General features: G+C 62.3%; 23 protein-coding genes. 18 read left to right on the top strand and 5 right to left on the bottom strand.

Annotated elements, in window-relative coordinates:
- Positions 1 to 48 precede the first annotated feature (48 nt).
- The 3 genes from mreC (at position 49) to mrdA (ending at position 3,664) form a co-directional block, all read left to right on the top strand.
- The gene (mreC, locus tag CSE6_RS23110) at positions 49 to 1,074 is read left to right on the top strand and encodes a rod shape-determining protein MreC (protein ID WP_003070406.1); all 1,026 of its coding nucleotides are present in this window, start codon (positions 49 to 51) and stop codon (positions 1,072 to 1,074) included.
- Positions 1,071 to 1,589, top strand: a complete 519-nt coding sequence (gene mreD, locus CSE6_RS23105) for a rod shape-determining protein MreD (RefSeq protein WP_034357886.1) — start codon at positions 1,071 to 1,073, stop codon at positions 1,587 to 1,589. Before mreC ends, mreD begins: the two co-directional genes overlap by 4 nt.
- 122 nt (positions 1,590 to 1,711) lie before the next feature.
- On the top strand, positions 1,712 to 3,664 hold the full coding sequence (mrdA, locus tag CSE6_RS23100; RefSeq protein WP_059441586.1) for a penicillin-binding protein 2: 1,953 nt from the start codon (positions 1,712 to 1,714) through the stop codon (positions 3,662 to 3,664).
- 36 nt (positions 3,665 to 3,700) lie between these two features.
- Here mrdA and CSE6_RS23095 read toward each other — a convergent pair whose 3' ends face one another.
- Positions 3,701 to 4,459, bottom strand: a complete 759-nt coding sequence (locus CSE6_RS23095; protein WP_003074636.1) for a TSUP family transporter — start codon at positions 4,457 to 4,459, stop codon at positions 3,701 to 3,703.
- Positions 4,460 to 5,033: 574 nt separating this feature from the next.
- Positions 5,034 to 6,701, bottom strand: a complete 1,668-nt coding sequence (locus tag CSE6_RS23090) for a GMC family oxidoreductase (RefSeq protein ID WP_059441585.1) — start codon at positions 6,699 to 6,701, stop codon at positions 5,034 to 5,036.
- 312 nt (positions 6,702 to 7,013) lie between these two features.
- On the opposite strand from CSE6_RS23090, the gene CSE6_RS23085 reads away from it, so the two are divergent.
- The 5 genes from CSE6_RS23085 to CSE6_RS23065 all read left to right on the top strand — a co-directional run bounded on the left by CSE6_RS23085 (position 7,014) and on the right by CSE6_RS23065 (position 11,535).
- On the top strand, positions 7,014 to 8,141 hold the full coding sequence (locus tag CSE6_RS23085; protein WP_003070415.1) for an ABC transporter permease: 1,128 nt from the start codon (positions 7,014 to 7,016) through the stop codon (positions 8,139 to 8,141).
- Positions 8,142 to 8,267: 126 nt separating this feature from the next.
- Positions 8,268 to 9,128: an ABC transporter ATP-binding protein gene (locus CSE6_RS23080; protein ID WP_370545609.1), complete on the top strand. Its 861-nt coding sequence runs from the start codon at positions 8,268 to 8,270 to the stop codon at positions 9,126 to 9,128.
- A complete protein-coding gene (locus CSE6_RS23075) occupies positions 9,128 to 10,075 on the top strand; it encodes an MlaD family protein (protein WP_059441584.1) in 948 nt (315 codons plus the stop codon). Before CSE6_RS23080 ends, CSE6_RS23075 begins: the two co-directional genes overlap by 1 nt.
- Before the next feature lie 106 nt (positions 10,076 to 10,181).
- A complete protein-coding gene (locus CSE6_RS23070) occupies positions 10,182 to 10,865 on the top strand; it encodes an ABC-type transport auxiliary lipoprotein family protein (RefSeq protein ID WP_034357896.1) in 684 nt (227 codons plus the stop codon).
- Between the two features lie 172 nt (positions 10,866 to 11,037).
- The gene (locus tag CSE6_RS23065) at positions 11,038 to 11,535 is read left to right on the top strand and encodes a hemerythrin domain-containing protein (protein WP_059441583.1); all 498 of its coding nucleotides are present in this window, start codon (positions 11,038 to 11,040) and stop codon (positions 11,533 to 11,535) included.
- Between the two features lie 109 nt (positions 11,536 to 11,644).
- Here the strand turns inward: CSE6_RS23065 and CSE6_RS23060 are convergent, their stop codons facing one another.
- Positions 11,645 to 12,292 (bottom strand): MarC family protein, encoded by a 648-nt coding sequence (locus CSE6_RS23060; RefSeq protein WP_003059455.1) that lies wholly within the window; start codon positions 12,290 to 12,292, stop codon positions 11,645 to 11,647.
- A gap of 182 nt (positions 12,293 to 12,474) precedes the next feature.
- Between CSE6_RS23060 and CSE6_RS23055 the strand changes: the two genes are divergently transcribed.
- The gene (locus CSE6_RS23055; RefSeq protein ID WP_034357900.1) at positions 12,475 to 13,167 is read left to right on the top strand and encodes a dienelactone hydrolase family protein; all 693 of its coding nucleotides are present in this window, start codon (positions 12,475 to 12,477) and stop codon (positions 13,165 to 13,167) included.
- Positions 13,168 to 13,332: 165 nt separating this feature from the next.
- Here the strand turns inward: CSE6_RS23055 and CSE6_RS23050 are convergent, their stop codons facing one another.
- The gene (locus tag CSE6_RS23050) at positions 13,333 to 14,529 is read right to left on the bottom strand and encodes a magnesium transporter CorA family protein (RefSeq protein ID WP_059441582.1); all 1,197 of its coding nucleotides are present in this window, start codon (positions 14,527 to 14,529) and stop codon (positions 13,333 to 13,335) included.
- A 132-nt stretch (positions 14,530 to 14,661) separates the two neighbouring features.
- Complete coding sequence (hemB, locus tag CSE6_RS23045; protein ID WP_059441581.1) at positions 14,662 to 15,672, bottom strand: porphobilinogen synthase; 1,011 nt, start codon at positions 15,670 to 15,672, stop codon at positions 14,662 to 14,664.
- 144 nt (positions 15,673 to 15,816) lie between these two features.
- Here hemB and CSE6_RS23040 point away from each other — a divergent pair, with 144 nt between their 5' ends.
- The 9 genes from CSE6_RS23040 to CSE6_RS23000 form a co-directional block, all read left to right on the top strand.
- A complete protein-coding gene (locus CSE6_RS23040) occupies positions 15,817 to 16,233 on the top strand; it encodes a CopD family protein (protein WP_003064013.1) in 417 nt (138 codons plus the stop codon).
- Positions 16,234 to 16,290: 57 nt separating this feature from the next.
- Positions 16,291 to 17,388: a VanZ family protein gene (locus CSE6_RS23035; protein WP_059441599.1), complete on the top strand. Its 1,098-nt coding sequence runs from the start codon at positions 16,291 to 16,293 to the stop codon at positions 17,386 to 17,388.
- Between the two features lie 11 nt (positions 17,389 to 17,399).
- A complete protein-coding gene (locus tag CSE6_RS23030; protein WP_034357909.1) occupies positions 17,400 to 17,756 on the top strand; it encodes a ferredoxin in 357 nt (118 codons plus the stop codon).
- 161 nt (positions 17,757 to 17,917) lie between these two features.
- Positions 17,918 to 18,556 carry an alpha/beta hydrolase gene (locus CSE6_RS23025; protein WP_003064008.1) on the top strand — a complete coding sequence of 213 codons (639 nt, stop codon included), beginning with the start codon at positions 17,918 to 17,920 and terminating at the stop codon, positions 18,554 to 18,556.
- Between the two features lie 151 nt (positions 18,557 to 18,707).
- Positions 18,708 to 19,880, top strand: a complete 1,173-nt coding sequence (locus tag CSE6_RS23020; protein ID WP_003064007.1) for a D-alanyl-D-alanine carboxypeptidase family protein — start codon at positions 18,708 to 18,710, stop codon at positions 19,878 to 19,880.
- Positions 19,881 to 20,115: 235 nt separating this feature from the next.
- The gene (gene rpsL, locus CSE6_RS23015; RefSeq protein WP_003059441.1) at positions 20,116 to 20,493 is read left to right on the top strand and encodes a 30S ribosomal protein S12; all 378 of its coding nucleotides are present in this window, start codon (positions 20,116 to 20,118) and stop codon (positions 20,491 to 20,493) included.
- 168 nt (positions 20,494 to 20,661) lie between these two features.
- Entirely contained in the window at positions 20,662 to 21,135 is a 474-nt protein-coding gene (gene rpsG / locus CSE6_RS23010) for a 30S ribosomal protein S7 (protein WP_003059438.1), read from the top strand.
- Positions 21,136 to 21,280: 145 nt separating this feature from the next.
- Entirely contained in the window at positions 21,281 to 23,389 is a 2,109-nt protein-coding gene (fusA, locus tag CSE6_RS23005) for an elongation factor G (protein ID WP_003064006.1), read from the top strand.
- Between the two features lie 180 nt (positions 23,390 to 23,569).
- Positions 23,570 to 23,880 (top strand): GTP-binding protein (locus CSE6_RS23000; RefSeq protein WP_238585785.1); only part of this gene is annotated, 311 nt, incomplete at its 3' end.

The following is a 23,880-nucleotide window of genomic DNA, read 5'->3' as shown; positions in this document are numbered from 1 at the left end:
TTCTGATCCAGGTGGCCGTGCGCATGCGGCCATGCTGCGGGAGCACGCATGAGCCTGGACACCCTGGACCACCGCGCTCCATCACTGTTCAAGCAACAGGCCTCGCGCACTTCCCAGCTTGCCCTCTACAGCGCCTTGGCGCTGTTTTTGATGGTGGCCGACGCGCGTTTCAAGATCACCACGCCGGTGCGCGCGGCCTTGTCGGTGGCGCTGTCGCCCGTGCAATGGCTGGTGGCCCAGCCCGTGCTGGCCTACCAGAACGCCAGCCGCTATGCCGAGGTGCAGCAGCAGGCCGTGGCCCGCGAGGATGCTGCGCGCAAGGAGTTGGTCGTCATGGCTCAGCGCGCCGAGCTGGCCGACGAGTTGATCAAGGAGAACGAGCATCTGCGCTCCATGCTGGAGTTGCGTGAGCGCTCGTTGACGCCGGGGCAGGTGGCCGAGGTGGTCTATGACAGTCCTGACCCCTATACGCGCCGCGTGGTGATCGACAAGGGGCAGGCGGACAATATTGCGCCGGGCTCGCCCGTGCTCGATGAAAAAGGCGTGATAGGCCAGGTCACGCGCGTCTATCCGACGCGTGCCGAGGTCACGCTGCTGATCGATCGCGATCAGGCCATTCCCGTTTTCAACCCGCGCACTGGCGCGCGCAGCGTCGCCTATGGCGATGCATCCTCGACCCGCGCCGGCGGATTGGAGCTGCGCTTCATGCCCAGCAACGCCGATGTACAGGTGGGCGATCTGCTCACCACCAGCGGTATTGACGGGCTTTATCCCACGGGCCTGCCCGTGGCCAAGGTGGTGACCGTGGACCGCCGTGCCGACTCTGCCTTCACCCGCATCTACTGCGAGCCCGTGGGCCGCGTGCAGGGTGTGCGCCATGTGATGGTGCTCAAGCCCCAGGGCCGTACCGAGCATCCCGAGGCCGCCAATATGCAGGCCCAGGCCGATGCCGAGAAGGCCGACCGGGCTGCCAAGGCGCGTGGCAAAAAGGAGGCGGCCGCTGCCGAAAAGGAGAAGGCCGCCGCTGAGAAGGCGGGGACCAAGGCCGCCAAGCCTGCAAAGGATCCCGCATGATCATGCCGCGCGGCCAGCAGCTGTTGCTGCCGGTCAATCCTCTGTTCATCGTCGTCACCCTGGTGATAGGCCTGGCCGTCAACATGCTTCCGCTGGGCCGCATAGTCTGGCTGCCGGACATGCTGCTGCTGCTGCTGGCCTTCTGGAGTCTGAACCAACCGCAGCGCGTGGGCCTGGGTATTGCCTTTGCACTGGGGCTGGTCATGGATGTGGACCGAGCCTCGCTGCTGGGTCAGCATGCACTGGCCTATACCTTGCTGGTCTTCGTGACGGGCTGGATGAGTCGCCGCCTGCTCTGGTTCTCGAGCCCCGTGCAGGCCCTGCATCTGCTGCCGGTGTTTGCTGCGGCGCACGGCATTCAGGTACTGCTGCGTGTCGCGACGGGAGGTATCTTCCCTGGGCTGGAGTTTCTGATAGCTCCAGTGATCGAGACCTTGCTGTGGCCCGTGGTCAGCGCTTTGCTGCTGGCGCCGCAGCGCCGTGCGCCGGACAGCGATGAAAACCGGCCTCTGTAGATGAAAGCCCCCTTGAGTCGCTGCGCGCCTTTCCCCCTCTCGCTTCGCGGGGGGGGACGACTGCCTCGCTGCGGGGCGGCCCTTGCTTGCAGTCACTGGCTTGGCGTGCGGGGAGCCTGCGCATGATGGAGATTCGCAACACCGAAGTCGAGCTGCAGCGCTTCCGGATGCGTGCAGTCGTCATGGGCTGCGTGGTATTTCTGGCGTTCTGTCTGCTGGTCTGGCGTCTGCTGGTGCTGCAGGTTGAGCGCCATGAGGAGTTTGCCGAGCGGGCCGAGAGCAATCGCACGGCGGTGGTCCCCATCGTGCCCAACCGGGGCCAGATCCTGGACCGCAACGGCGTGGTGCTGGCGACCAATTACTCGGCCTATACGCTGGAGATCACACGCTCCAAGGTCGAGGATCTGGACGAGACCATCGAAGGGCTGTCCGGGGTCATTGAGATCACGCCGCGCGACCGCCGCAAGTTCAAGCGGCTCATGGATGACTCCAAGAGCTTTGAGTCGATTCCTATCCGCTCGCGCCTGACGGATGAGGAAGTTGCCAAGTTTGCGGCCCAGCGCTATCGCTTTCCGGGTGTGGACATCAAGGCCCGCCTGTTTCGCACCTACCCGCTCAAGGAGACCGGCAGCCATTTGATCGGATACATCGGTCGTATCAATCAAAGGGAAAAGGAAGAGATCGATGACTCCGACGATGCCGCCAACTACCGTGGCACCGAGGTCATGGGCAAGCTGGGTGCCGAAAAGAGCTATGAACTGCAGCTCCACGGCCAGACCGGCTGGGAGGAAATGGAAACCTCGGCTGGCGGCCATGCCGTGCGTCGTCTGGGTAGTCGCCCTGCCACGCCGGGACACAGCCTGCAGCTGTCGGTGGACATCAAGCTGCAGAAGATGGTGGAAGACCTCTACGGCAACCGCCGTGGCGTGGCCATCGCCATGGACCCGCGCAATGGCGAGGTGCTGGCCATGGTCAGCAAGCCGACCTACGACCCGAATCTGTTTGTCGACGGCATCGACCAGGAAAGCTGGAAGGCGCTCAACGAATCGCTGGATCGCCCCTTGCTCAATCGCTCCATGCGCGGAACCTATCCCGTGGGCTCGACCTACAAGCCCTTCATGGGCCTGGCGGGCATAGAGACCGGCAAGCGCACGCCGGGCACGGTGATCCAGGACGGCGGCTCCTGGACTTTCGGCGGCCACACCTTCCGCTCCGGCCATGCGCTGGGCCCGGTGGATCTGGCGCGCGCCATCCAGCATTCCAGCAACGTCTATTTCTACACGCTGGCCAACGAGATGGGCGTGGATGCGATCCACGACTTCATGAAGCCGCTGGGCTTTGGCCAGATCACCGGCATCGACCTGCCCGGCGAGGTGCGCGGCGTGCTGCCCAGCAAGGAGTGGAAGCGCAAGACCTACAAGCGCGCCGCCCAGCAGCAATGGTTTGCAGGCGAGACGATCTCCCTGGGCATCGGCCAGGGCTACAACAACTTCACCATCCTCCAGCTCTCGCATGCGCTGGCCACGCTGGTCAACAACGGCTTGAGCTTCACGCCCCATGTGGGCAAGGAGCTGATCGACTCCGTCACCGGTACGCGCACGGCCATTGTTCAGCCGGCATCCGTCAACCTGGGCTACAAGCAGAGCAATGTCGATGCCGTCAAGCGTGGCATGGTGGGAGTGGTGACTGGCGGCACGGGCCGCGGCGTCTTCGGCAGTGCCAGCTATCTGTCGGGTGGCAAGACCGGCACGGCCCAGGCAGTAAGCGTGGGCCAGAAGGAAAAGTACAACGCTGCGCGTCTGGCCGAGTACCAGCGCGACCATTCGCTCTATATCGCCTACGGCCCGGCCGAAGCGCCCAGGATTGCCGTGGCCGTGATTGTGGAGAATGCAGGCTTCGGTGCAGCGGCTGCCGCACCTATCGCACGCCGCATACTGGACTACTGGCTGGTGGGCAACTATCCCAGCGAGGCTGATATCGCTGCCGTGCGCCAGGGCAAGGCAGGCGCACCGATCGGCACGCCGCGCCGTGTGGAAGATATCTCGGTGCTGTCCGACGACGAAACAGCACCTTGATAAATTGATAGCTATTAACGCTTGCTGTGTAATGGTTTAACGCAGAAAAGCGTCATAGCCAGTTTTCAGAATCAGCAGGCTGACCACGCCGATGAAAATCGTGCGCACAAAGCCCGTGCCGTGACGCAAGGCCATCCAGGTGCCCAGCATGCTGCCCAGCACATTGGCCACGGCCAGCGGAATCGCAAAGTGCCACCAGACATGGCCCTTGAGAGTGAACAGCAGCAGTGCCGCGGCGTTGGAGGCAAGGTTCAGCAGCTTGGCGCTGGCCGAGGCGTTGAGGAAGTCATAGCCCAGCAGGCGCACGAACAGGAACACGAAGAAGCTGCCTGTGCCCGGGCCGAAGAAGCCGTCGTAGAAACCGATCAGCAGGCCGATGGCGCTGGCGGTCAACATCTCGGTGCGCCCTGCCAGGCGCGGCTCGTGGTCGCGGCCCAGCTCTTTTTTGGCCAGGGTGTAGCCCAGCACGCCCAGCAGGATGAAGGGCAGCAGCTTGCGCAGAAAATCGGGCGAAATCAACGTGACGGCCCAGGCTCCGAGAAAAGCTCCCACCAGCGTCGTGCCGATGGCGGGCAGCAGCGTAGCCCAGGTGATATGCACACGCTTGCTGTACTGCCAGGCGGAAATGGCCGTGCCCCAGACGGCGGCGCTTTTGTTAGTGCCAAACAGCGTGGCGGGCGTGGTGGTGGGGAAGGCTGCAAACATGGCCGGCACCAGAATCAGTCCGCCGCCTCCCACGATGGCGTCAACAAACCCGGCCAGGGCCGAGGCGAGGGAAACAAGAATCCATTCCATGGAGCAAATGCCTGCAATTGGTGCATGCCGTGAGCAACGCGCGTTGCCGCTGGGCGGCGCTGCCGGAGGCGGGATGAAGAAGCCAGGGAGAGAGCGGGCTTGAATGCCCGAGGATGGCGCCGGCATTGTCGCACCGCTGCCTCAAGCCTGTGCGCAGGCATAAAAAAAGCGCCCACTGTGGGGCGCTTTTGAACGCATCTTTGATGCTTTTATATGTATTGGTCTGGTTGTGTCGAGTTGTCTCCTCGGCCCTCCATGCTGCTTCGTGGAGCAGCGAGAGTGACGAGAATGTAAGGGCTGCACCTGTGTGGTGCATTGGGGAATTCCCTTGGGTTATATCAAAAACGTCTGACAAATGAATCAGAAAGTTTCGTGACATCCTTATGAGTTTTGAGATATTTCAAAAACAATAGCGTCATATGCTTATAAGCAAAAGATCTCTGAGGGCTTTGATTCATGGGGCATGACGCCGCGCGGAATTCTTCCGCTCGGACAGACGTTGCGCTCCAGAGCGAATTTCGGGCGCTGACGGGCTTTTCGCAGTGAATCGCTCGGCTTTTCGAGAGGCCGTTTTTCAGGTCGCGTCACGAATCCACTGCGCCGCCTTCTCGGCCATCATCAGCGTCGGGCTGTTGGTATTGCCGCTGGTGATGGTGGGCATGGCGCCGGCATCGACCACGCGCAGACCCTGCACGCCTCGCACCTTGAAACGGCTGTCCAGGACTGCCATCGGGTCGTCGGCGCGTCCCATCTTGGTCGTGCCTACGGGGTGGAAGATGGTGGTGGCGATATCACCGGCCAGACGCGCCAGCTCTTCGTCGCTCTGGTATTGAGCACCGGGCTTGAACTCTTCGGGTTGGAAGCGCGCAAGCGCCGGCTGGCTGACGATGCGCCGCGTGACGCGCAGGCTGTCTGCCGCCACCTGCCGGTCTTCTTGCGTGGAGAGGTAATGGGGTGCGATGGCCGGAGCCTGGCGGAAATCCGCGCTTTGCAGTTGCACCGTGCCGCGGCTGCTGGGGTTGAGGTTGCAGACGCTGGCGGTGAAGGCGGCAAAGTCGTGCAGCGGCTCGCCAAAGGCATCCAGCGACAGCGGTTGCACGTGATATTCCAGATTGGGGTGGGCCAATGCCGGATTGCTGCGTGTAAAGGCACCGAGTTGCGAAGGCGCCATGCTCATGGGGCCGCTGCGCTTGAGCGCGTATTCCAGGGCGATGGCCGCCTTGCCCCAGAGACTGCCGGCCATGGTGTTGAGCGTCTTGGCGTTCTGCACCTTGTAGACCGAGCGGATTTGTAAATGGTCCTGCAGATTGGCGCCCACGCCGGGCAGATCGCGGCGCACAGCCATCCCATGGCGCTGCAGCAATTCGCCGGGGCCTATGCCCGACAGCTGCAGAATATGCGGCGAGTTGACCGCACCCGCGCAGAGCAGCACCTCGCGCCCGGCCTGCACAGTCACCATCTCCTCTCCGGTCCAGACTTCGGCGCCGGTGCAGCGCTGGCTGCCGTCCGGCAGATCTTCCAGAATCAGCTGGCGCACCTGGGCGCGGGTCCACATCTCGAAGTTGGGACGGCCATAGCAGGTGGGGCGCAGAAATGCCTTGGCAGTGTTCCAGCGCAGACCTGACTTCTGATTGACCTCGAAGTAGCCTACGCCCTCGTTGCAGCCGCGGTTGAAGTCGTCGGTGGCCGGAATGCCGGCCTGCTGCGCGGCCTGGGCAAAGGCGTCGAGTATGTCCCAGCGCAGACGCTGCTTTTCCACGCGCCACTCGCCGCTGCCGCCGGTGCTCTTGCTGCCGTGCAGGCGCATGAACTCTTCGCTGGCGCTGCCGCCGGCGTCGAGACGCCAATGGTCTTCATGCTGTTTGAAAGCCGGCAGGACCTGCTCCCAGCGCCAGGTGTCGTCGCCGGTGAGCTCGGCCCATTGCTCATAGTCGCGGGCCTGGCCGCGCATATAGATCATGCCGTTGATGCTGGAGCAGCCGCCCAGTGTCTTGCCGCGCGGATAGCGCAGGCTGCGACCGTTGAGGCCGGGGTCGGGCTCGGTCTGATAGAGCCAGTCGGTGCGCGGGTTGCCTATGCAATAGAGATAGCCGACGGGGATGTGGATCCAGTGGTAGTCATCCTTGCCGCCGGCTTCGATCAGCAGAATCCGGTGATTCTTGTTGCGGGTGAGACGGTTGCACAGCAGCGAACCTGCTGTGCCGCCGCCGATGACGATGTAGTCGAACTGGGTATCACTCATGGGCAGATCAAAAGGCCGGTACAGCTAGGCGCAGAGGCCAGAGCATCAGGCAGTCATGGGCAAAAAGGCTGGTTCATTAGGTGTGATGAGCTTGCGGGTGTCGATAGGGAAAGCGCTCGCATACTCCTGTTTTGGAAGCTGTCGGCGCAGTGCTGGTTTTGACTTTCGCGGATTTTTGATAAAAATTGCAACGCTATCATTGCGTGGCATGCGGCAGCGGCCTACGTGCTGCGTTTGGCATGCTCCTCGCTTGGCGCGTTATGCTGGCCCCTGCGGTCAGCCCGTCTCCCCCATGTCCTAGGAAGCTTTTCTTTGCCCAGCTCAGACCAACTACCTCAATGCCCGCTGCAGTCCCGCGAAGGTCAGCAATGGGCCGTGCCTGCGGGCCGCTGGAGTGCCGCCGAGCTGGGCGACCGCCATATCTGGCGCCGGCTGGCGCCGCAGATCAGGGCCGTGCCCAAGGGCGCGGCCTGGGATTTGCAGCAAATGGTCTGGTTCGACCATATCGGTGCCCAGTTGCTGTGGGAGCAATGGGGCAAGGCCTGGCCGGCCCAACTGCTGACGACCAAGACCCAGCGCTCCATGCTGGAGCGTGTGGCCAGGTTCAGCGAAGTGCCCGAGTCCAAGCCCGAGCCCTCGGGATGGATGTGCGAGGTCAATCGGCTGGGTCAGATGGTGATCGATGCCTGCGGGCACTTTTCCAACTTGATCCAGCTGGTCGGCCAGTTGCTGCTGGACTGCCTGCGCCTGCTGCGCAACCCGCTTCGCGGCCCCTGGCGCGATATTTCGGGCCATCTCTATGCAACGGGAGCGACAGCCTTGCCGATCACGGCGCTGGTCGGCTTTCTGATCGGCGTGGTGCTGGCCTATCTGATGGCGCTGCAGCTGCGCCAGTTCGGGGCCGAATCCTTTATTGTCAACATTCTTGGCATTTCGCTGATCCGCGAGCTCGGGCCGCTGCTGGCGGCGATTCTGGTGGCGGGGCGCAGCGGCTCGGCCATCACGGCGCAGATCGGCGTGATGCGCGTGACCGAGGAGCTCGACGCCATGCAGGTCATGGGCATTTCCCAGGGCTACCGGCTGGTGCTGCCGCGTGCGCTGGCGCTGGCCGTGTCCATGCCGCTGGTGGCGTTGTGGACCATTCTTGCGGCACTGGCTGGCGGCATGGTCGCGGCGGACCTGACCATGGACATCACGCCCTCCTATTTTGTGCAAAGCCTGCCTGCGGCCGTGAAGGTCGGCAATCTGGTGCTGGCCATGGGCAAGTCCGTGGTGTTTGGCGTGCTGATTGCCTTGATCGGCTGCCATTGGGGCCTGAAGGTAGAGCCCAATACCCAGAGCCTGGGTCGCGGCACCACGGCGGCGGTGGTGTCATCCATCACCATGGTCATCATCGTGGATGCCATCTTTGCCATCCTCTTCAGAAACGTGGGCTTTTAGGATGAACTACCCCCTGTGCGGCTTCGCCGCTTCCCCCCAAGGGGACGACACCTTCGCTGCGGGGCGGCCCTTGCTCGGCGTTTCTGGCTTGGGTCGCGCCAGCCTCGTGCAGCGGGGGGCACGCCAATGACAGAGGTGATGCTCAACCGCCGTATCGAGGGTGCCGTGGGCGATTACGCGCCGCCGCAGGATGTGAAGCCCCTGGTGCAGGCAGTGGACCTGTGGACCGAGTTCGGCGAGGGCGAGTCGCGCTTTGCCGTGCACCAGGACTTGAACTTCGATGTCTACCCGGGCGAGATTCTGGCCCTGGTGGGCGGCTCCGGCACGGGCAAGACGGTGCTGCTGCGCCAGATACTGGGGCTGCTCTCGCCATCGCGCGGCACGGTGACCGTGGATGGCCGGCCCTCGCGCGAAGTCATCAGCGGCGAGCTGGCGGCGAGTCAGGTGGGCATGCTGTTCCAGCAGGGTGCGCTGTATTCGGCCTTCAACGTGCTCGACAACATCGCATTTGCGCTGCGTGAGCAGGGCACCTTGCCCGATGCCGTGGTGCGCGATGCGGCCATGGTCAAGCTGCAGATGGTGGGCCTCAAGCCCGAGCATGCCTCGCGCATGCCTGCGGACCTGTCGGGCGGCATGATCAAGCGTGTGGCGCTGGCGCGCGCGCTGATGATGGATCCGCCGCTGCTGCTGCTCGACGAACCCACAGCGGGGCTGGACCCCAAGGGCTCGGACGAGTTCTGCGAGCTGCTGCGCGATATTCATGCAGAGCTGGGCCTGACCGTGATCATGGTCACCCACGATCTGGATACGCTGTTCGCGCTGTCCACACGAGTGGCCGTGCTGGCCGAGAAAAAAGTGCTGTTCACCGGAGCTCCGCGCGACGTGGCCCGGATCAAGCACCCGTTTATTGAACATTTCTTCCAGGGAGAGCGTGGCCGCCGTGCCATGGCCCCGGTGCAAGGCGGCGTGGCCGCAGAGGAAAGCTGATGGAAAACAAGTCCCATGCCATGGCTGCCGGCATCTTCGTGCTGGTGGTGGCGACCCTGCTGGCAGGGCTGGCCGTCTGGCTGACGCGCGACAACCGCGAATACCAGCTCTATGAAATGTCCACCAAGGACGGAGTCAGCGGCCTGCAGCCCCAGGCCACGGTGCGCTACAAGGGCGTGCCCGTGGGCAAGGTGGTGCGCATCGGTTTTGATCCGCAGATTTCCGGCAATGTGCTGATTCGCATTGCCGTGGGCGAGGACACGCCGGTCACGCCGGCCACCTACGCCCAGCTCGGCTATCAGGGAGTGACGGGGCTGGCCCATATCCAGCTCGACGATGACAGCAAGTCTTCGCAACCGCTCAAGCCCGGGCCCAGCGGCCTGCCGCGCCTGCCCATGAAATCATCGCCGCTGAACATGCTGGCCGACCAGGGGCCGGTGCTGCTGGAGCGGGTTGACGAAATTTCACGCCGCCTCAATTCCATGCTGGGTGAGGACAACCAGAAGCGGGTGAGCGTGGCGCTCGACAATATCGCTGCCGCATCCGGCGGGATCAAGGATCTGGCCGAGACCATGAACAAGACGGCCAAGGACTTTCCACAGATCACGGCAGATGCGCACCAGACCCTGCAGTCCCTTACCAAGGCCGGCAATGCCGCCACGGGCGTGGCGACCGATCTGCAACAGACCGTGCGCAAGGTCAATGCCCCCGACGGCCCGCTGCAGCAGATTGCCGAGGGCACGCAGGCCCTGTCGCAGGCGGCCGAGTCGCTGGGGCGCAGCACCTTGCCGCGCATGAACGGCGCGGCTGACGATGTCTCGCGCGCCGCGCGCACCATGGGCGCGGCCGCGGGCCGCTTCAATGACAACCCGCAATCCGTCATCTACGGCCAGGGAATGGGCTTGCCAGGTCCCGGCGAGCCAGGGTTCGTGGCGCCGGCCAAGTGAAGCCGCAACAAGGACACGACTTGCGCAAATTCGGATCAGGCAGGCTGTTTTTCGATGGAAATGCCTGCTGCCCAGCCTGGCTGGCCTAAGTCCCAAAGGAATCAATATGGCAGACACAAAGACTTCATTCACCGGCCGCGGAGCATGGCGATTGCTGGGCGCTTCTTCCCTGGTACTGGCGCTCGCCGCCTGCTCGGGCCTGCCCACGGCGCCCACGCAGCCGGTGCGCTATGACCTGGGCGTGGCCGACCTGGCCGCGCCGGCCGCCAACGCAGCCGCCCCTTTGGTGGCGCCGGTGCCTCTGGTGCTGGCCGAAGTCCAGGCTCCGGGCCTGCCCGAGGGCCTGACGGCCATGTTCTACCGTCTGAACTACAGCGACAGCCAGCAACTGCGTGCCTACCAGAACGCGCGCTGGAGCCTGCCTCCCGCCCAGATGGTGGAGCAGCGCCTGCGCATGCGTCTGGGGCTGGAGCGCCCCGTGCTTTCGGGCAAGGACAATGTCCGCCCCCTGTTGGCCGACAAGCGCTCGATTGCGCAGCTGCGCGTGACGGTGGACGAGTTCAACCAGGTCTTCGACAACGCCAGCAACAGCCGTGCGCTGCTGCGCCTGAGCGCCAGCCTGATCGGTGTCGGCGAGAGTGCAGGCAACCAGTTGCTGGGCCAGAAGGTGTTCACGGTCGAGGTTCCGGCTGCCTCGGCCGACGCAGCCGGCGGTGCCCAGGCCATGGCACGCGCGGTGGATGAGGCGGCTGTCCAGCTCAGCCGCTGGTTGCAGGGTTACGGGCGCTAGGGCCTGACCAGTCCCAGGCATTTCCGCTCCCAAAGCCCTGCCATGCAGGGCTTTGTTGATTCCGGGCAAGTCCTGGTTACTTGCGGGCAGCTGCTTTGCTGATGTGGGTCAATGGCCGGGCCGGGCCTTGTTCTTAAGCTGCCAGTTCCTCAACCTCGCACAAGGAACTGCCATGGCCAGCCTCGAATGGAATGCCGCTCTCATCCTGGATTTTCCCGTCATGGACGCGGTGCATGAAGAGTTCGTCACCCTGCTGGCCCAGGTGGAAGCTGCGGGCGACGAGCAGCTGTGCGCGCTCTGGGACGAGCTGATTGCCCATACCCAGCAGCACTTCGATCAGGAAGACCGCTGGATGCAGACCACGGGCTTTGCCACGGGCAACTGCCACAGCCAGCAGCACAAGGTGGTGCTGGCCGTGCTGCGCGAGGGGGCGGTCAAGGGCGGGCAGGGCGATCTGGCCACGATCCGCCATATGGCGGCCGAGCTGGGTCCGTGGTTCAGCCACCATGCGCAGAACATGGATGCCGCCCTGGCCCTGCATATGCGCCGCGCGGGCTTTGACCTGGTGACCGGCGCGGTGCTGGTGCCCGAGGCTTTGCCTGCAGAGCCGATCACCGGCTGTGGTGGTGCCTGTGGTGAAACTGAAAAAATGGAAGTGGTAACTGCCTGAAACTGGCACGCGCTAAGGAGAGAGACAGCGAGCAAGCTCCGCCGCGCAGCAAAGCTGCCGTCCCCCTTGGGGGAAGCGGCGCAGCCGCTCAGGGGGAGTATTTTTTGGGTTAAGGGTATATCGCCGGGGAGGCCAGGATGGGGAAGATCTTGATCAGTCCGCCGGCCATCACCTCGATGGCCAGCGCGGCCAGAATCAGTCCCATGAGCCGGGTCATCACATTGATGCCGGTCTTGCCCAGTACGCGGGCAATCGGGTGGGCCAATGAAAAGCACACCATGATGGCTGCGGCCACCACCACGCCGTAACCGACCAGCGCCACATGCTGCCAGATGGTGCGCGCCTGATCGGCATAGATCACCACGGTGGACATGGCGGCAGGCCCGGTCAGCAGCGGAATGGTCAGCGGCACGACGGCAATGCTGTTGCCCTCGGCGGCCTTTTCGACGCCGGCTGCCAGCGTGGCATTGTTGGGGCGGTCTTCGGCGGGACGGGCGTTGAGCATGTTCATCGCGCTGATCAGCAGCAGCAGACCGCCGCCGACCTGAAAGCTTTGCAGCGAGATATTGAAGAACTGCAGAATCTGCAGCCCCAGCAGGGCGCAGACCGCAATCACGCAGAAGGCGGCAAAGGCGGCGGTGCGAATCGTCTGCCAGCGCTGCTCGGCGTCGAAGCCGGCCGTGTAGTGGATGAAGAACGGGACGATGGCCAGCGGGTTGATGATGGCGACCAGGGTGATCAACGGCTTGATATCCATTACAGCTCGCCTCCTGGCATGGGGGGCTTCTTGCGACTGTCGGCCTTTTGTGGGGCTGAGATAGCTTGCATCAACACTCCTGTGAAAAAATGGCCGAATCATCGACGCGGCATCAGCCATTACAGCATTGCTGGCGGCCGCGTCGCGGATTTCCCTTTTGAACCATGTTAAGGAGCTTCGCAATGGGCAGCTTTGTTGAACTGACAGCCGTGGATGGCGCAAAAACCCCGGCTTATGTGGCCATGCCCGAGGGCCAGGCACGCGGTGCCATTGTGGTGCTGCAGGAGATCTTCGGCGTGAACTCGCATATCCGCTCCGTGGCAGACCGCTACGCAGCCCAGGGCTATGTGGCCGTGGCGCCCGCCATGTTTGCCCGCGTCAAGCCCGATGTGGAGCTGGGTTACAGCGAAGAAGACATGAAGGCCGGCTTTGCGCTCAAGACCGCGGTAGAAGCCCTACCCGAGCCGGGCGCGCTGCGCGATGTGGAAGCTGCCGTGGCCCATGCGGCGACTCTGGTGCCTGGCGGCAAGATCGGCGTGGTGGGCTTTTGCTGGGGCGGCCTCATGACCTGGCGCTCGGCCTGCAATCTGGCCAGCGTCTCGGCTGCAGTCTGCTATTACGGTGGCGGCATGACGGGCGAGCTGGAAGCCAGCCGTCAGGCGCTGTGCCCGGTGCTGGCCCACTTCGGCAGCAAGGATCATTACATCTCACTGGAGTCCGTCGAAGCCTTCAAGAAGGCCCAGCCCAAGGTGGAAGTCCATATCTACGAAGCCGACCATGGCTTCAACTGCGATCAGCGCGGCTCCTACAACGAAGCCGCTGCAGCGTTGGCAGGTGAGCGCACTCTGGCCTTCTTCGCCCAGCATCTGGGTTGATATAAAAACAATAGCTGCTTGTGCTTTATATATAAGCGCAAGCAGCTGTTTTTATCTAAAGCCCGTTGCCGCTGGGCGGTCCCCCATCAGAGACATCAAGCAAGCGCCGCCGCGCAGCGAGGATGTCGTCCCCCTTGGGGGAAGGCGCGGAAGCGCCTCAGGGGGTCATTCTTTTTCTTCGCTTTCCAGATAGCGTCGGCGCCAGAAATAGGCCACCAGCACCACGGTGATGAACACCATGGCCACCAGCGCCCAGATGAAGCCGTCCTTTTTGTGCACGAACGGGATGAACTCGAAGTTCATGCCGAAGATGCCGGCAATCAGGTTCAGAGGCAGAAAGATGGCCGTCACCGTGGTCAGCGTGCGCATGATGTCGTTGGCGCGGTTGCTCTGAGCCGAAAAGTGCATCTGCACGGCGGTCTCGGCGCTTTGCTCCATGCGGTGAATGTGGTGGGTCACGCGCTCTATATGTTCGAGCACGTCACGCGAGCGCACGCGCAGCAGTTCGCGCTCATGCTGGCGCGCAGGTGTGTGCTCGGGCGGCCAGCCTTCCAGCGCCTCGGTCCAGTCCTGCACGGCGGCACGCTGGTCTTCGCAGATTTCATCCAATTGGTGCAGCGCCAGGCGCACGTCGAGCACGCTGGCCCAGTTGCTGAAACGCTTGTTGGGCTTGAGCAGTGCCATCTGCCAGTGGTCGATCTGGCGCGTCAGTGTGCGGCGCAGGTCCAGATAGCCGTCCACCATGCCGTTGACCATGCGCAGCATCAGGTCGGCAGGCTCCACGGGCATCTTGGTGCTGACCTGGCGGCTGTCAGTCTTGGCGGGGCCGGAAATCAGGCGTTGCCAGAAGTTTTCCAGCACAAAGCAGCCGTCGGGATGCACGGACAGCAGGATCTGGTCATACAGCGCAAAGCCCACGGGCTGGGTTTCCACGCGTTGTAGCACCGGCGCTTCGCGCTGGCCGCTGTGGGCCGGGTTGTGCGATGGAGGCGGGGCGCTGGATGCAGCACTGCCGGTGCCTGCCATCACTGCAGGCAGGCCTGCCGGTGTGGCCACGGCTGGCGAGGCGGGGCTTCCATTGAGCGGTGGCAGATGGGCGTTGGCCAGGCGGCGGAACACCAGCACGTCGTACACCGAGGTGTAGTCGTAATTGGAAGGGATTGCGGGATTCAGCAGGTCGGAGACATGCAGGTCCACGAGGGCAGAGCCGCCCAGCCTGACCAACATGGTCTGAATGGCCGGCAGCTGAGCCTCCAGCTCCGAGCGTGTGCAGGAGACCCAGTAAAACCCCGTTGTTGCCGCCTGCGTGGGCAGTCCGTCAACAGGCTGGGCATAGAGGGGAGAGATATGCAGCACACGCATGGGAATAGGCAGTCTCGATGTCAGTGCAAAAAGCAGATGCAAAACGGCCCGTGCAAGCTGCACGGGCCGTCAGATCATGCCTGAAATGCTCTCAGGCGCAAGCATGACCTGCGCTGACAGCTATCAATTTTGTTACAGGCCGCGCAGCTTCTTGGCGGCGTCGATGGCAAAGTAGGTCAGGATGCCGTCGGCGCCCGCGCGCTTGAAGGCTAGCAGGGCTTCCATCATCACGGCGTCGTGATCGAGCCAGCCGTTGGCGGCAGCAGCCTTGAGCATGGCGTATTCGCCGGACACCTGATAGGCGAAGGTCGGTACCTTGAACTCGTCCTTGACGCGGCGCACCACGTCCAGATACGGCATGCCGGGCTTGACCATGACCATGTCCGCGCCTTCGGCGATGTCCTGCGCCACTTCGCGCAGGGCTTCGTCGGTGTTGGCAGGGTCCATCTGGTAGACATTTTTGTCGGCCTTGCCCAGGGCGCCGCGTGTGCCCACGGCGTCGCGGAAGGGCCCGTAGAAGGCGCTGGCGTACTTGGCGCTATAGGCCATGATGCGGGTGTGAATATGGCCTTGCAGCTCCAGTGCCTCGCGGATGGCGCCGATGCGGCCGTCCATCATGTCGCTGGGGGCCACCATGTCCACGCCGGCTTCGGCATGGGCCAGGGCCTGACCGACCAGCACTTCCACGGTGTCATCGTTGATGATGTAGCCGCTCTCGTCGAGGATGCCGTCCTGGCCGTGGCTGGTGTAGGGGTCCAGGGCCACATCGGTCATCACGCCCAGCTGGGGGAATTCCTTTTTCAGCGCACGCACCACGCACGGGATCAGGCCGTCGGGGTTCAGGGCTTCCTTGCCATCGGGGGTCTTGAGGCTGGATTCGATGGCGGGGAACAGCGCCAGGTAGGGAATCTCCAGCTTCACGCATTCCTCGGCTACGGGCAGCAGCAGGTCCAGGCTCAGGCGGTCCACGCCGGGCATGGAGGGCACGGCCTCGCGCTTGTTCTGACCTTCATGCACGAACACGGGGTAGATGAAGTCGTGCGGCGTCAGCACGCTCTCGCGCACCAGATTGCGGGTGAAAGCATCGCGGCGCAGGCGGCGCGGACGATTCTGGGGAAAAGGAGTAGGGCTGGACAAATGCATGGGGAAAATTGTGCCCCATTCGTCATGGCTTGGCTTGCAGCTGCGTGACTATTCCATGACGGCCGGCGCGACAAGGCCCGAGCTTCGAGGTAAAGACGCGGCGCGCAGCGGCTGTGGCGCAGCGCAGGCCTTTACACTGGCTCCATGCTATGGGTCAAAGCCTTTCACATCGTTTTTGTCGCCAGCTGGTTTGCTGGTCTGTTCTACCTGCCGCGCATCTTTGTCAACATCGCCATGGTCACGCCGGGCTCGGTGGCCGAACGCGAGCGCCTGCTGCTGATGGCGCGCAAGCTGCTGCGCTTCACCACCATGCTGGCCGTGCCCGCGCTGGGGCTGGGCCTGTGGCTGTGGCTGGGCTGGGGCTTCGCGGGCGGCTGGCTGCATGCCAAGCTGGCCGTGGTGCTGCTAGTCATCGGCTACCACCACAGCTGTGCCGTGCTGCTGCGCAAGCTGGCGGACAACACCTGTCATAAAAGTCATCGCTGGTTCCGTTTCTATAACGAAGTGCCGGTGCTGCTGCTGATCGCTGCCGTGATTCTGGTGGTGGTCAAGCCCTTCTGAATCTTGCGCTGAGAGTAGGAGGCGACTGTGTCCGATTCCGCGGTGCCGGTGATTTCCATGCGCCATACCTCGGCCTGGCCGCTGGCGCTGGTCTATGGCCTGCTCATCGTCTTTGCCAGCCTGTTCCCGTTCGACGGCTGGCGCGCCCAGGGTATCGATCCCAGCGTATTCCTGTTCGCCAGGATTCCGCCGCCTTACTGGACCTGGTTCGACGTCAACACCAATATCGTCGGCTATGCGCCGCTGGGCTTTTTCCTGGCGCTGGCCCTGATGCGCTCGGGCCAGCCAAGGCTGGCCGTGCCGCTGGCTTTTCTTGCCGGCACGCTGCTGTCGCTGTGCATGGAGTTTCTGCAGATCTATCTGCCGCGCCGCGTGCCGTCCAATCTGGATCTGGTGCTCAATGCCGGCGGTACCTTGATCGGTGCCTTGCTGGCTGCGCTGCTGGAGAGGCTAGGGGCTCTCTCGCGCTGGAGTGCATTTCGCAACCAGTGGCTGGGCGATGGCGGTGCTGGCGTGCTGGTGCTGCTGGCGCTGTGGCCGTTTGCGCTGCTGTTTCCGGCAGCAGTGCCGTTTGGCCTGGGCCAGGTGCTGGAGCGCATCGACGACACCTTGCAGGACTGGCTGCTGAACACGCCGTTCGAAGACTGGCTGCCGCTGGGCGATTTCGCCATGACGCCGCTGTCGCTGGTGACGGAGATGCTATGCGTAATGCTGGGGCTGTGGATTCCCTGCCTGCTGGCCTATTGCGCCGTGCGCCATATGGGCCGCCGCGCGCTGGCCGGACTGCTTCTGGTGGCGGCAGGGGTGGGGGTGACAGCACTGTCGGCCGCGTTGAGCTGGGGTCCGGCCCATGCCTGGGAGTGGGTGGATCTGCCGGTGCGCCTGGGTGTCTGGGGTGGGCTGGGTCTGGCCGTGATTGCATTGCCTGCCTCGCGCAGCATGTGCGCCGTGCTATTGCTGCTGGTGCTGGTGCTGCATCTGAGCATCCTCAATCAGGCGCCGACGAATGTGTACTTCGCCCAGACCCTGCAGGCCTGGGAGCAAGGCCGTTTCATCCGCTTCTACGGCCTGGGCCAATGGCTGGGCTGGCTCTGGCCTTACGTGACACTGGCGTATGTAGTGATTCGACTCTCACGTCGCCAACAGCCTGCCTAGAATGATCCACCATGAGCGACATCCAGAATCAAGACCAGGCCGGCGGCTACTACCAGCGTCATATCTTCTTTTGCCTGAACGAGCGTCCCAACGGTGAGGACTGCTGTGCTCTGCATGGCGCCAAGGCGGGCTTTGACCACTGCAAGCGCAAAGTCAAGGAAGAGGGGCTTGCCGGAAAGGGGCAGGTGCGTGTGAACAAGGCCGGCTGCCTGGATCGCTGCGCCGGCGGTCCCGTGGCCGTGGTCTATCCCGAGGCTGTCTGGTACACCTTCATCGACGACAGCGATATCGATGAAATCGTCGAATCCCATCTCAAGAACGGCAAGGTGGTCGAGCGCCTGGTGCTGCCCGAAAGCGTGGGGCGCTGATCTGGCTGCCTTAAGTCCTTTGGCCGTCTCGACAGGCTTGCGGCAAGGCGGCGCTTGTCTGGTGCGGCCGACTTTGGGCTTGCTTGTTCAGGAACTTTAAGCGTTTTCAAGCGTCAGCCCAATTACAGCAAGCGCAAAAAGCTACAACTAGGATAGCAATCGTGAATTCCCAGACCGAACGACTGACGCTCACCGGCACCGCCGGTGCCATTGAGGCCCTGCGCGATGCGCCGCAACTGGTCGAAGGCCAGAGCCCCAAGGGCGTGGCCATCATCGCCCATCCGCATCCGCTGTTTGGCGGCACCATGGACAACAAGGTGGTCCAGACCCTGGCGCGTGCCTTTGTTCAGTGCGGCTACACGGTCGTGCGTTTCAACTTTCGCGGCGTGGGTGCCAGTGCCGGCGAATATGACGCCGGCAAGGCCGAGCTGCAGGATTTGCTGGCCGTGGTGCAGCAGGTGGCTCCCGAAGGCCCTGTAGCTCTGGCCGGCTTTTCCTTCGGCGCTTTCGTCACCAGCCATGCGCTGGCCCAGCTCTGGGGTACAGGCCGGGTGCAGAAGGCCGTGCTGGTAGGCACCGCCGCCAGTCGCTTCGAAGTGGCTCCCGTGCCTGCCGAGGCCCATGACCAGACCCTGGTGATCCACGGCGAGGCGGACGACACCGTCGAGCTATCCGCAGTGATGGACTGGGCGCGCCCGCAGATACTGCCTGTTACCGTGATTCCGCAGGTCGGCCATTTCTTTCACGGACAATTGCCTCTGCTCAAGAGCCTGGTGGTGCGCCACCTGAAGTCCCTGTAAGAGCCATTTCCCACACCTTGACGCACGTGAATTGCTGCCCCGTCTTGGTTAACTCCCTTTTCATAGCGCCAGGCCGAGGTATATCCTTGGCTTTGGCCGTTTCCGACGGTAAATCACCGCGCTTACCTTTGCTTTAGCGAGAGTCCTCTTCATGAAGCCCATCTACTCCACACTGCGTGTTCTGGCCGTTGCTGCCGCAGTGGCGCCCGTGTTTGCCATGGCACAGGTGGCGGCCCCTGTTCCTCCCGAAATTGCAGCCCGCAACTATCTGCTGGTGGACGTTACTGCCGGCCAGGTGCTGGGTGCCAAGGACGTCGATGCTCCCGTCGAGCAGGCATCGCTGACCAAGCTGATGTCGGCCTATGTGGTGTTCGACGCCCTGCGCTCCAAGAAAATCACGCTGGAGCAGCGCATGCCAGTGAGCGAGCGCGCCTGGAAGATGCCCGGCTCGCGCATGTTCATCGACCCCAAGATGCAGGTGCCCGTCAATGACCTGCTCAGCGGCATGATCATCCAGTCCGGCAACGATGCCACCATGGCATTGGCCGAGGCTGTGGGCGGCACGGCCGAGAACTTCGTCAAGATGATGAATGACCAGGCCAAGGCCCTGGGCATGAAGAACACCAGTTACAAGAACCCCGAAGGACTGACCGAGCCCGGTCACCTGACGACGGCTCGTGATCTGTCCATCCTGGCCCAGCGATTGATGCATGACTTCCCCGAGTACATGCACTACTACGCCACCAAGCAATACAGCTACCCCGGCACGCCTGCCTCCAACGGCAGCAACCGCAATGCCTTGCTGTTCCGCGATCCCACCGTGGACGGCCTGAAGACCGGCCACACCAACGCCGCAGGCTATTGCCTGGTGGCCACGGCCAAGCGCGACCTGCCCAATGTGGGCCAGCGCCGCCTGCTGTCCATCGTGCTGGGAACGGCCAGCGAAAAGGCGCGTGCCAACGAAAGCCAGAAGCTGTTGAACTGGGGTTACACCGCTTTCGATGCTGTCAAGCTGTTTGATTCCGATCAGCCCGTGGCTACTCCCGCCGTCTGGAAGGGCGCTGCCAATGCCGTCAAGATCGGCAAGGCCGACGGCGCCGTGGTGGTGACCGTGCCCTCGGGCACCGGCGGCAAGCTGACCACCGAGGTTGTGCGCCAGGATCCGCTGATCGCTCCTATCGCCAAGGGCCAGTCCATGGGCGTGCTCAAGGTCAAGTCGGGCGCGGATGTGGTGGCCGAGGTGCCGCTGGTAGCGCTTGAGGCCGTCGAGCAGGCCGGCTTCTTTGGCCGTCTGTGGGACACCATCCGCCTCTGGATCAAGTAAGTTCCCTGGCAGGCAGGAGGCGCTCCTGCCGGCGATAGCCCTTGGTCGGTCATGCAAAGTGTCTTGCTGCCTGGGGGCTATTGCCCACAGGTGGTTGTGCTGATTTGCACAAGCTGGTACATTCGAGGGCTTTTCGGAATTTCCGAAGGGATTCACGTTTCCGCATCGGCATCTGTTGCTGCGGATAAACCTTTTGCTTTCACGAAGCAAATTCACGTTTAGGGACGTTTAATTAATGCCAACCATTAACCAACTCGTGCGTCAGGGCCGCACGGTAGAAGTTGTTAAATCCAAGAGCCCTGCTATGGAAAACTGCCCCCAACGCCGTGGCGTGTGCACCCGTGTGTACACCACCACTCCCAAGAAGCCTAACTCGGCTCTGCGTAAGGTGGCCAAGGTTCGTCTGACCAACGGTTTCGAAGTGATTTCGTACATCGGCGGTGAAGGCCACAACCTGCAAGAGCACAGCGTTGTGCTGGTGCGCGGTGGTCGTGTGAAGGACTTGCCCGGTGTGCGTTACCACATCGTGCGCGGTTCCCTGGACCTGCAAGGCGTCAAGGACCGTAAGCAAGCTCGCTCCAAGTATGGTGCCAAGAAGCCTAAGGCTAAGTAATCAGCCCTGGTTTTTTGAAAACAAACGGTGTTTGATTCGCCTGACTGGCGCGGTCAAACGTAGTGGCCCTGAGCACGAATGTTTTGTGCGGGTCGAGTAAGTGAGAGTTTTGAATAGCTCTCGCGGTATCTGAAAAGATGCCAACTGAAGCAAAGATAGAGGTAAAAAATGCCACGTCGTCGCGAAGTCCCCAAACGTGAAATCCTGCCGGATCCCAAGTTCGGCAATGTAGAGCTGTCCAAATTCATGAACGTGATCATGGAAGGCGGCAAGAAGGCGGTTGCTGAGCGCATCATTTACGGCGCTCTGGACCTGATCGAGAAGAAGCATCCTGGCAAGGACCCTCTGGAAGCTTTCGTTGTTGCCATCAACAACGTCAAGCCCATGGTTGAAGTGAAGTCCCGCCGTGTTGGCGGTGCCAACTACCAGGTGCCCGTGGAAGTGCGTCCCGTCCGTCGTCTGGCTCTGGCCATGCGCTGGATCAAGGAAGCCTCCCGCAAGCGTGGCGAGAAGTCCATGGCTCAACGCCTGGCCAACGAGCTGCTGGAAGCTACGGAAGGCCGTGGCGGCGCCATGAAGCGTCGTGACGAAGTGCACCGTATGGCCGAAGCCAACAAGGCCTTCAGCCACTTCCGCTTCTAATCGGAATCTCGCTCGAGATGCAGGGCCGCATGCAAAAACTTGCTGCGGCCTTGTGTCGATTCTGAGCGCCCCCATATAGAGCTGCTGCCTCCTGCGCACAATGCGGGGCCGGCAGTACTCCCATACGATCAAGCAAGGATCCATCATGGCTCGCAAGACCCCCATTGAGCGCTATCGCAACATCGGTATTTCCGCTCACATTGACGCAGGTAAGACAACTACTACAGAACGTATCCTGTTCTATACCGGTGTGACCCACAAGCTGGGCGAAGTGCACGACGGTGCTGCTACGACCGACTGGATGGAGCAAGAGCAAGAGCGCGGCATCACGATTACTTCGGCTGCTGTGACCTGCTTCTGGAAGGGTATGGATCTGTCCTACCCAGAACACCGTTTCAACATCATCGACACCCCCGGTCACGTGGACTTCACGATTGAAGTGGAACGTTCCATGCGCGTGCTGGACGGTGCTTGCATGGTGTATTGCGCTGTGGGTGGCGTGCAGCCCCAGTCCGAAACCGTGTGGCGTCAGGCCAACAAGTACAAGGTGCCTCGTCTGGCCTTCGTGAACAAGATGGACCGTACCGGCGCCAACTTCTTCAAGGTCTATGAAGGCATGAAGACTCGCCTGAACGCGAACCCTGTGCCCGTGGTGATCCCAATCGGCGCTGAAGAAAACTTCCAGGGCGTGGTCGATCTGGTCAAGATGAAGGCCATCATCTGGGACGAAGCTTCCCAGGGCATGAAGTTCGAATACCAGGACATCCCCGCCGAGCTGGTGGAAACAGCCAACAAGTGGCGTGAAAACCTGGTGGAAGCCGCTGCCGAAGCTTCGGAAGAGCTGATGAACAAGTACCTGGAAGAAGGTACTCTGACTGAAGAAGAAGTGAAGCTCGGCGTGCGTACTCGTACCCTGGCCACCGAAATTCAGCCCATGCTGTGCGGCACCGCGTTCAAGAACAAGGGTGTGCAGCGCATGCTGGACGCCGTGATCGACTATCTGCCCGCTCCTGTGGACATCCCTGACGTTACCGGTACCGACCCCGATGACGAAGAGAAGAAGCTGAGCCGCAAGGCTGACGATGCTGAGAAGTTCTCGGCTCTGGCCTTCAAGCTGATGACCGACCCCTTCGTGGGCCAGCTGACTTTCGTGCGCGTGTACTCTGGCGTTCTGTCCAAGGGTGAGACCGTTCTGAATGCCGTCAAGGGCAAGAAGGAGCGTATCGGCCGTATCGTGCAGATGATGGCCAACGACCGCGTGGAAGTGGAAGAAATCCGTGCCGGCGACATCGCTGCCTGCGTGGGCCTGAAGGACGTGACCACCGGTGAAACCCTGTGCGACATCGCCGCGCCTATCGTGCTGGAGCGCATGGTGTTCCCCGAGCCCGTGATTGCACAGGCTGTGGAACCCAAGTCCAAGACCGACCAGGAAAAGATGGGTATCGCTCTGTCGCGTCTGGCTGCAGAAGATCCTTCCTTCCGCGTGCGTACTGACGAAGAATCCGGTCAGACCATCATCGCCGGTATGGGCGAACTGCACCTGGAAATCATCGTTGACCGCATGAAGCGCGAATTCAACGTGGAAGCCAACGTGGGTAAGCCCCAGGTTGCCTACCGCGAAACCATCCGCAGCACGGTCAAGGACGTGGACGGCAAGTTCGTTCGCCAGTCCGGCGGTAAGGGTCAGTACGGCCACGTGGTTCTGACTCTGGAGCCCCAGGAAGCCGGCAAGGGCTTCGAGTTCGTCGACGAAATCAAGGGCGGTGTGGTTCCTCGCGAATACATCCCTGCGGTGGAGAAGGGCGTGATCGAAGCTCTGACTTCCGGCGTACTGGCTGGCTACCCTGTGGTGGACGTCAAGGTTCGTCTGACCTTCGGTTCGTACCACGATGTGGACTCGAACGAAATGGCGTTCAAGATGGCCGCTATCTTCGGTTTCAAGGAAGCTGCCCGCAAGGCCAACCCCGTCATCCTGGAACCCATGATGGCTGTGGAAGTGGAAACGCCCGAAGACTACGCTGGTACCGTGATGGGCGATCTGTCCTCGCGTCGCGGCATGGTTCAGGGTATGGACGACATGGTTGGTGGCGGCAAGGCCATCAAGGCTGAAGTGCCTCTGTCCGAAATGTTCGGCTACGCCACTTCGCTGCGTTCCATGACTCAAGGCCGTGCCAGCTACACCATGGAGTTCAAGCACTACGCTGAAGCTCCTCGTAACGTGGCTGAAGCCATCGTTGCTGCCCGCGCCAAGTAATTGACGCAGGTTTGACGAATCCGTCATAATCTACGGCTTCCAATCGCGGCAGTCCTTTGAGGATTGCCGCGATTTTTGCCGGTCTGCGATCCCATGCCGTCCTGTTTCCTGTGCGGGGCGAGTCAGCAATGAGGTGCAGACCTTAAACATCACACAGGTTTTTGCTCTTTCGGAGAAATCATGGCAAAAGAAAAGTTCGAACGTACCAAGCCCCACGTGAACGTGGGCACCATCGGTCACGTTGACCACGGCAAGACCACCCTGACTGCTGCTATCGCTACCGTGCTGTCCAAGCACTTCGGCGGTGAAGCCAAGGACTACTCGCAGATCGACAACGCCCCCGAAGAAAAGGCTCGTGGTATCACGATCAACACTTCGCACGTTGAGTACGAAACTGCCAACCGCCACTACGCTCACGTGGACTGCCCCGGCCACGCTGACTATGTGAAGAACATGATCACTGGTGCCGCTCAGATGGACGGCGCTATCCT

The organism is Comamonas sp. E6 (assembly GCF_001010305.1).
GTDB lineage: Bacteria > Pseudomonadota > Gammaproteobacteria > Burkholderiales > Burkholderiaceae_C > Comamonas > Comamonas thiooxydans.
This window is presented reverse-complemented; position numbering and strand designations above follow the sequence as displayed.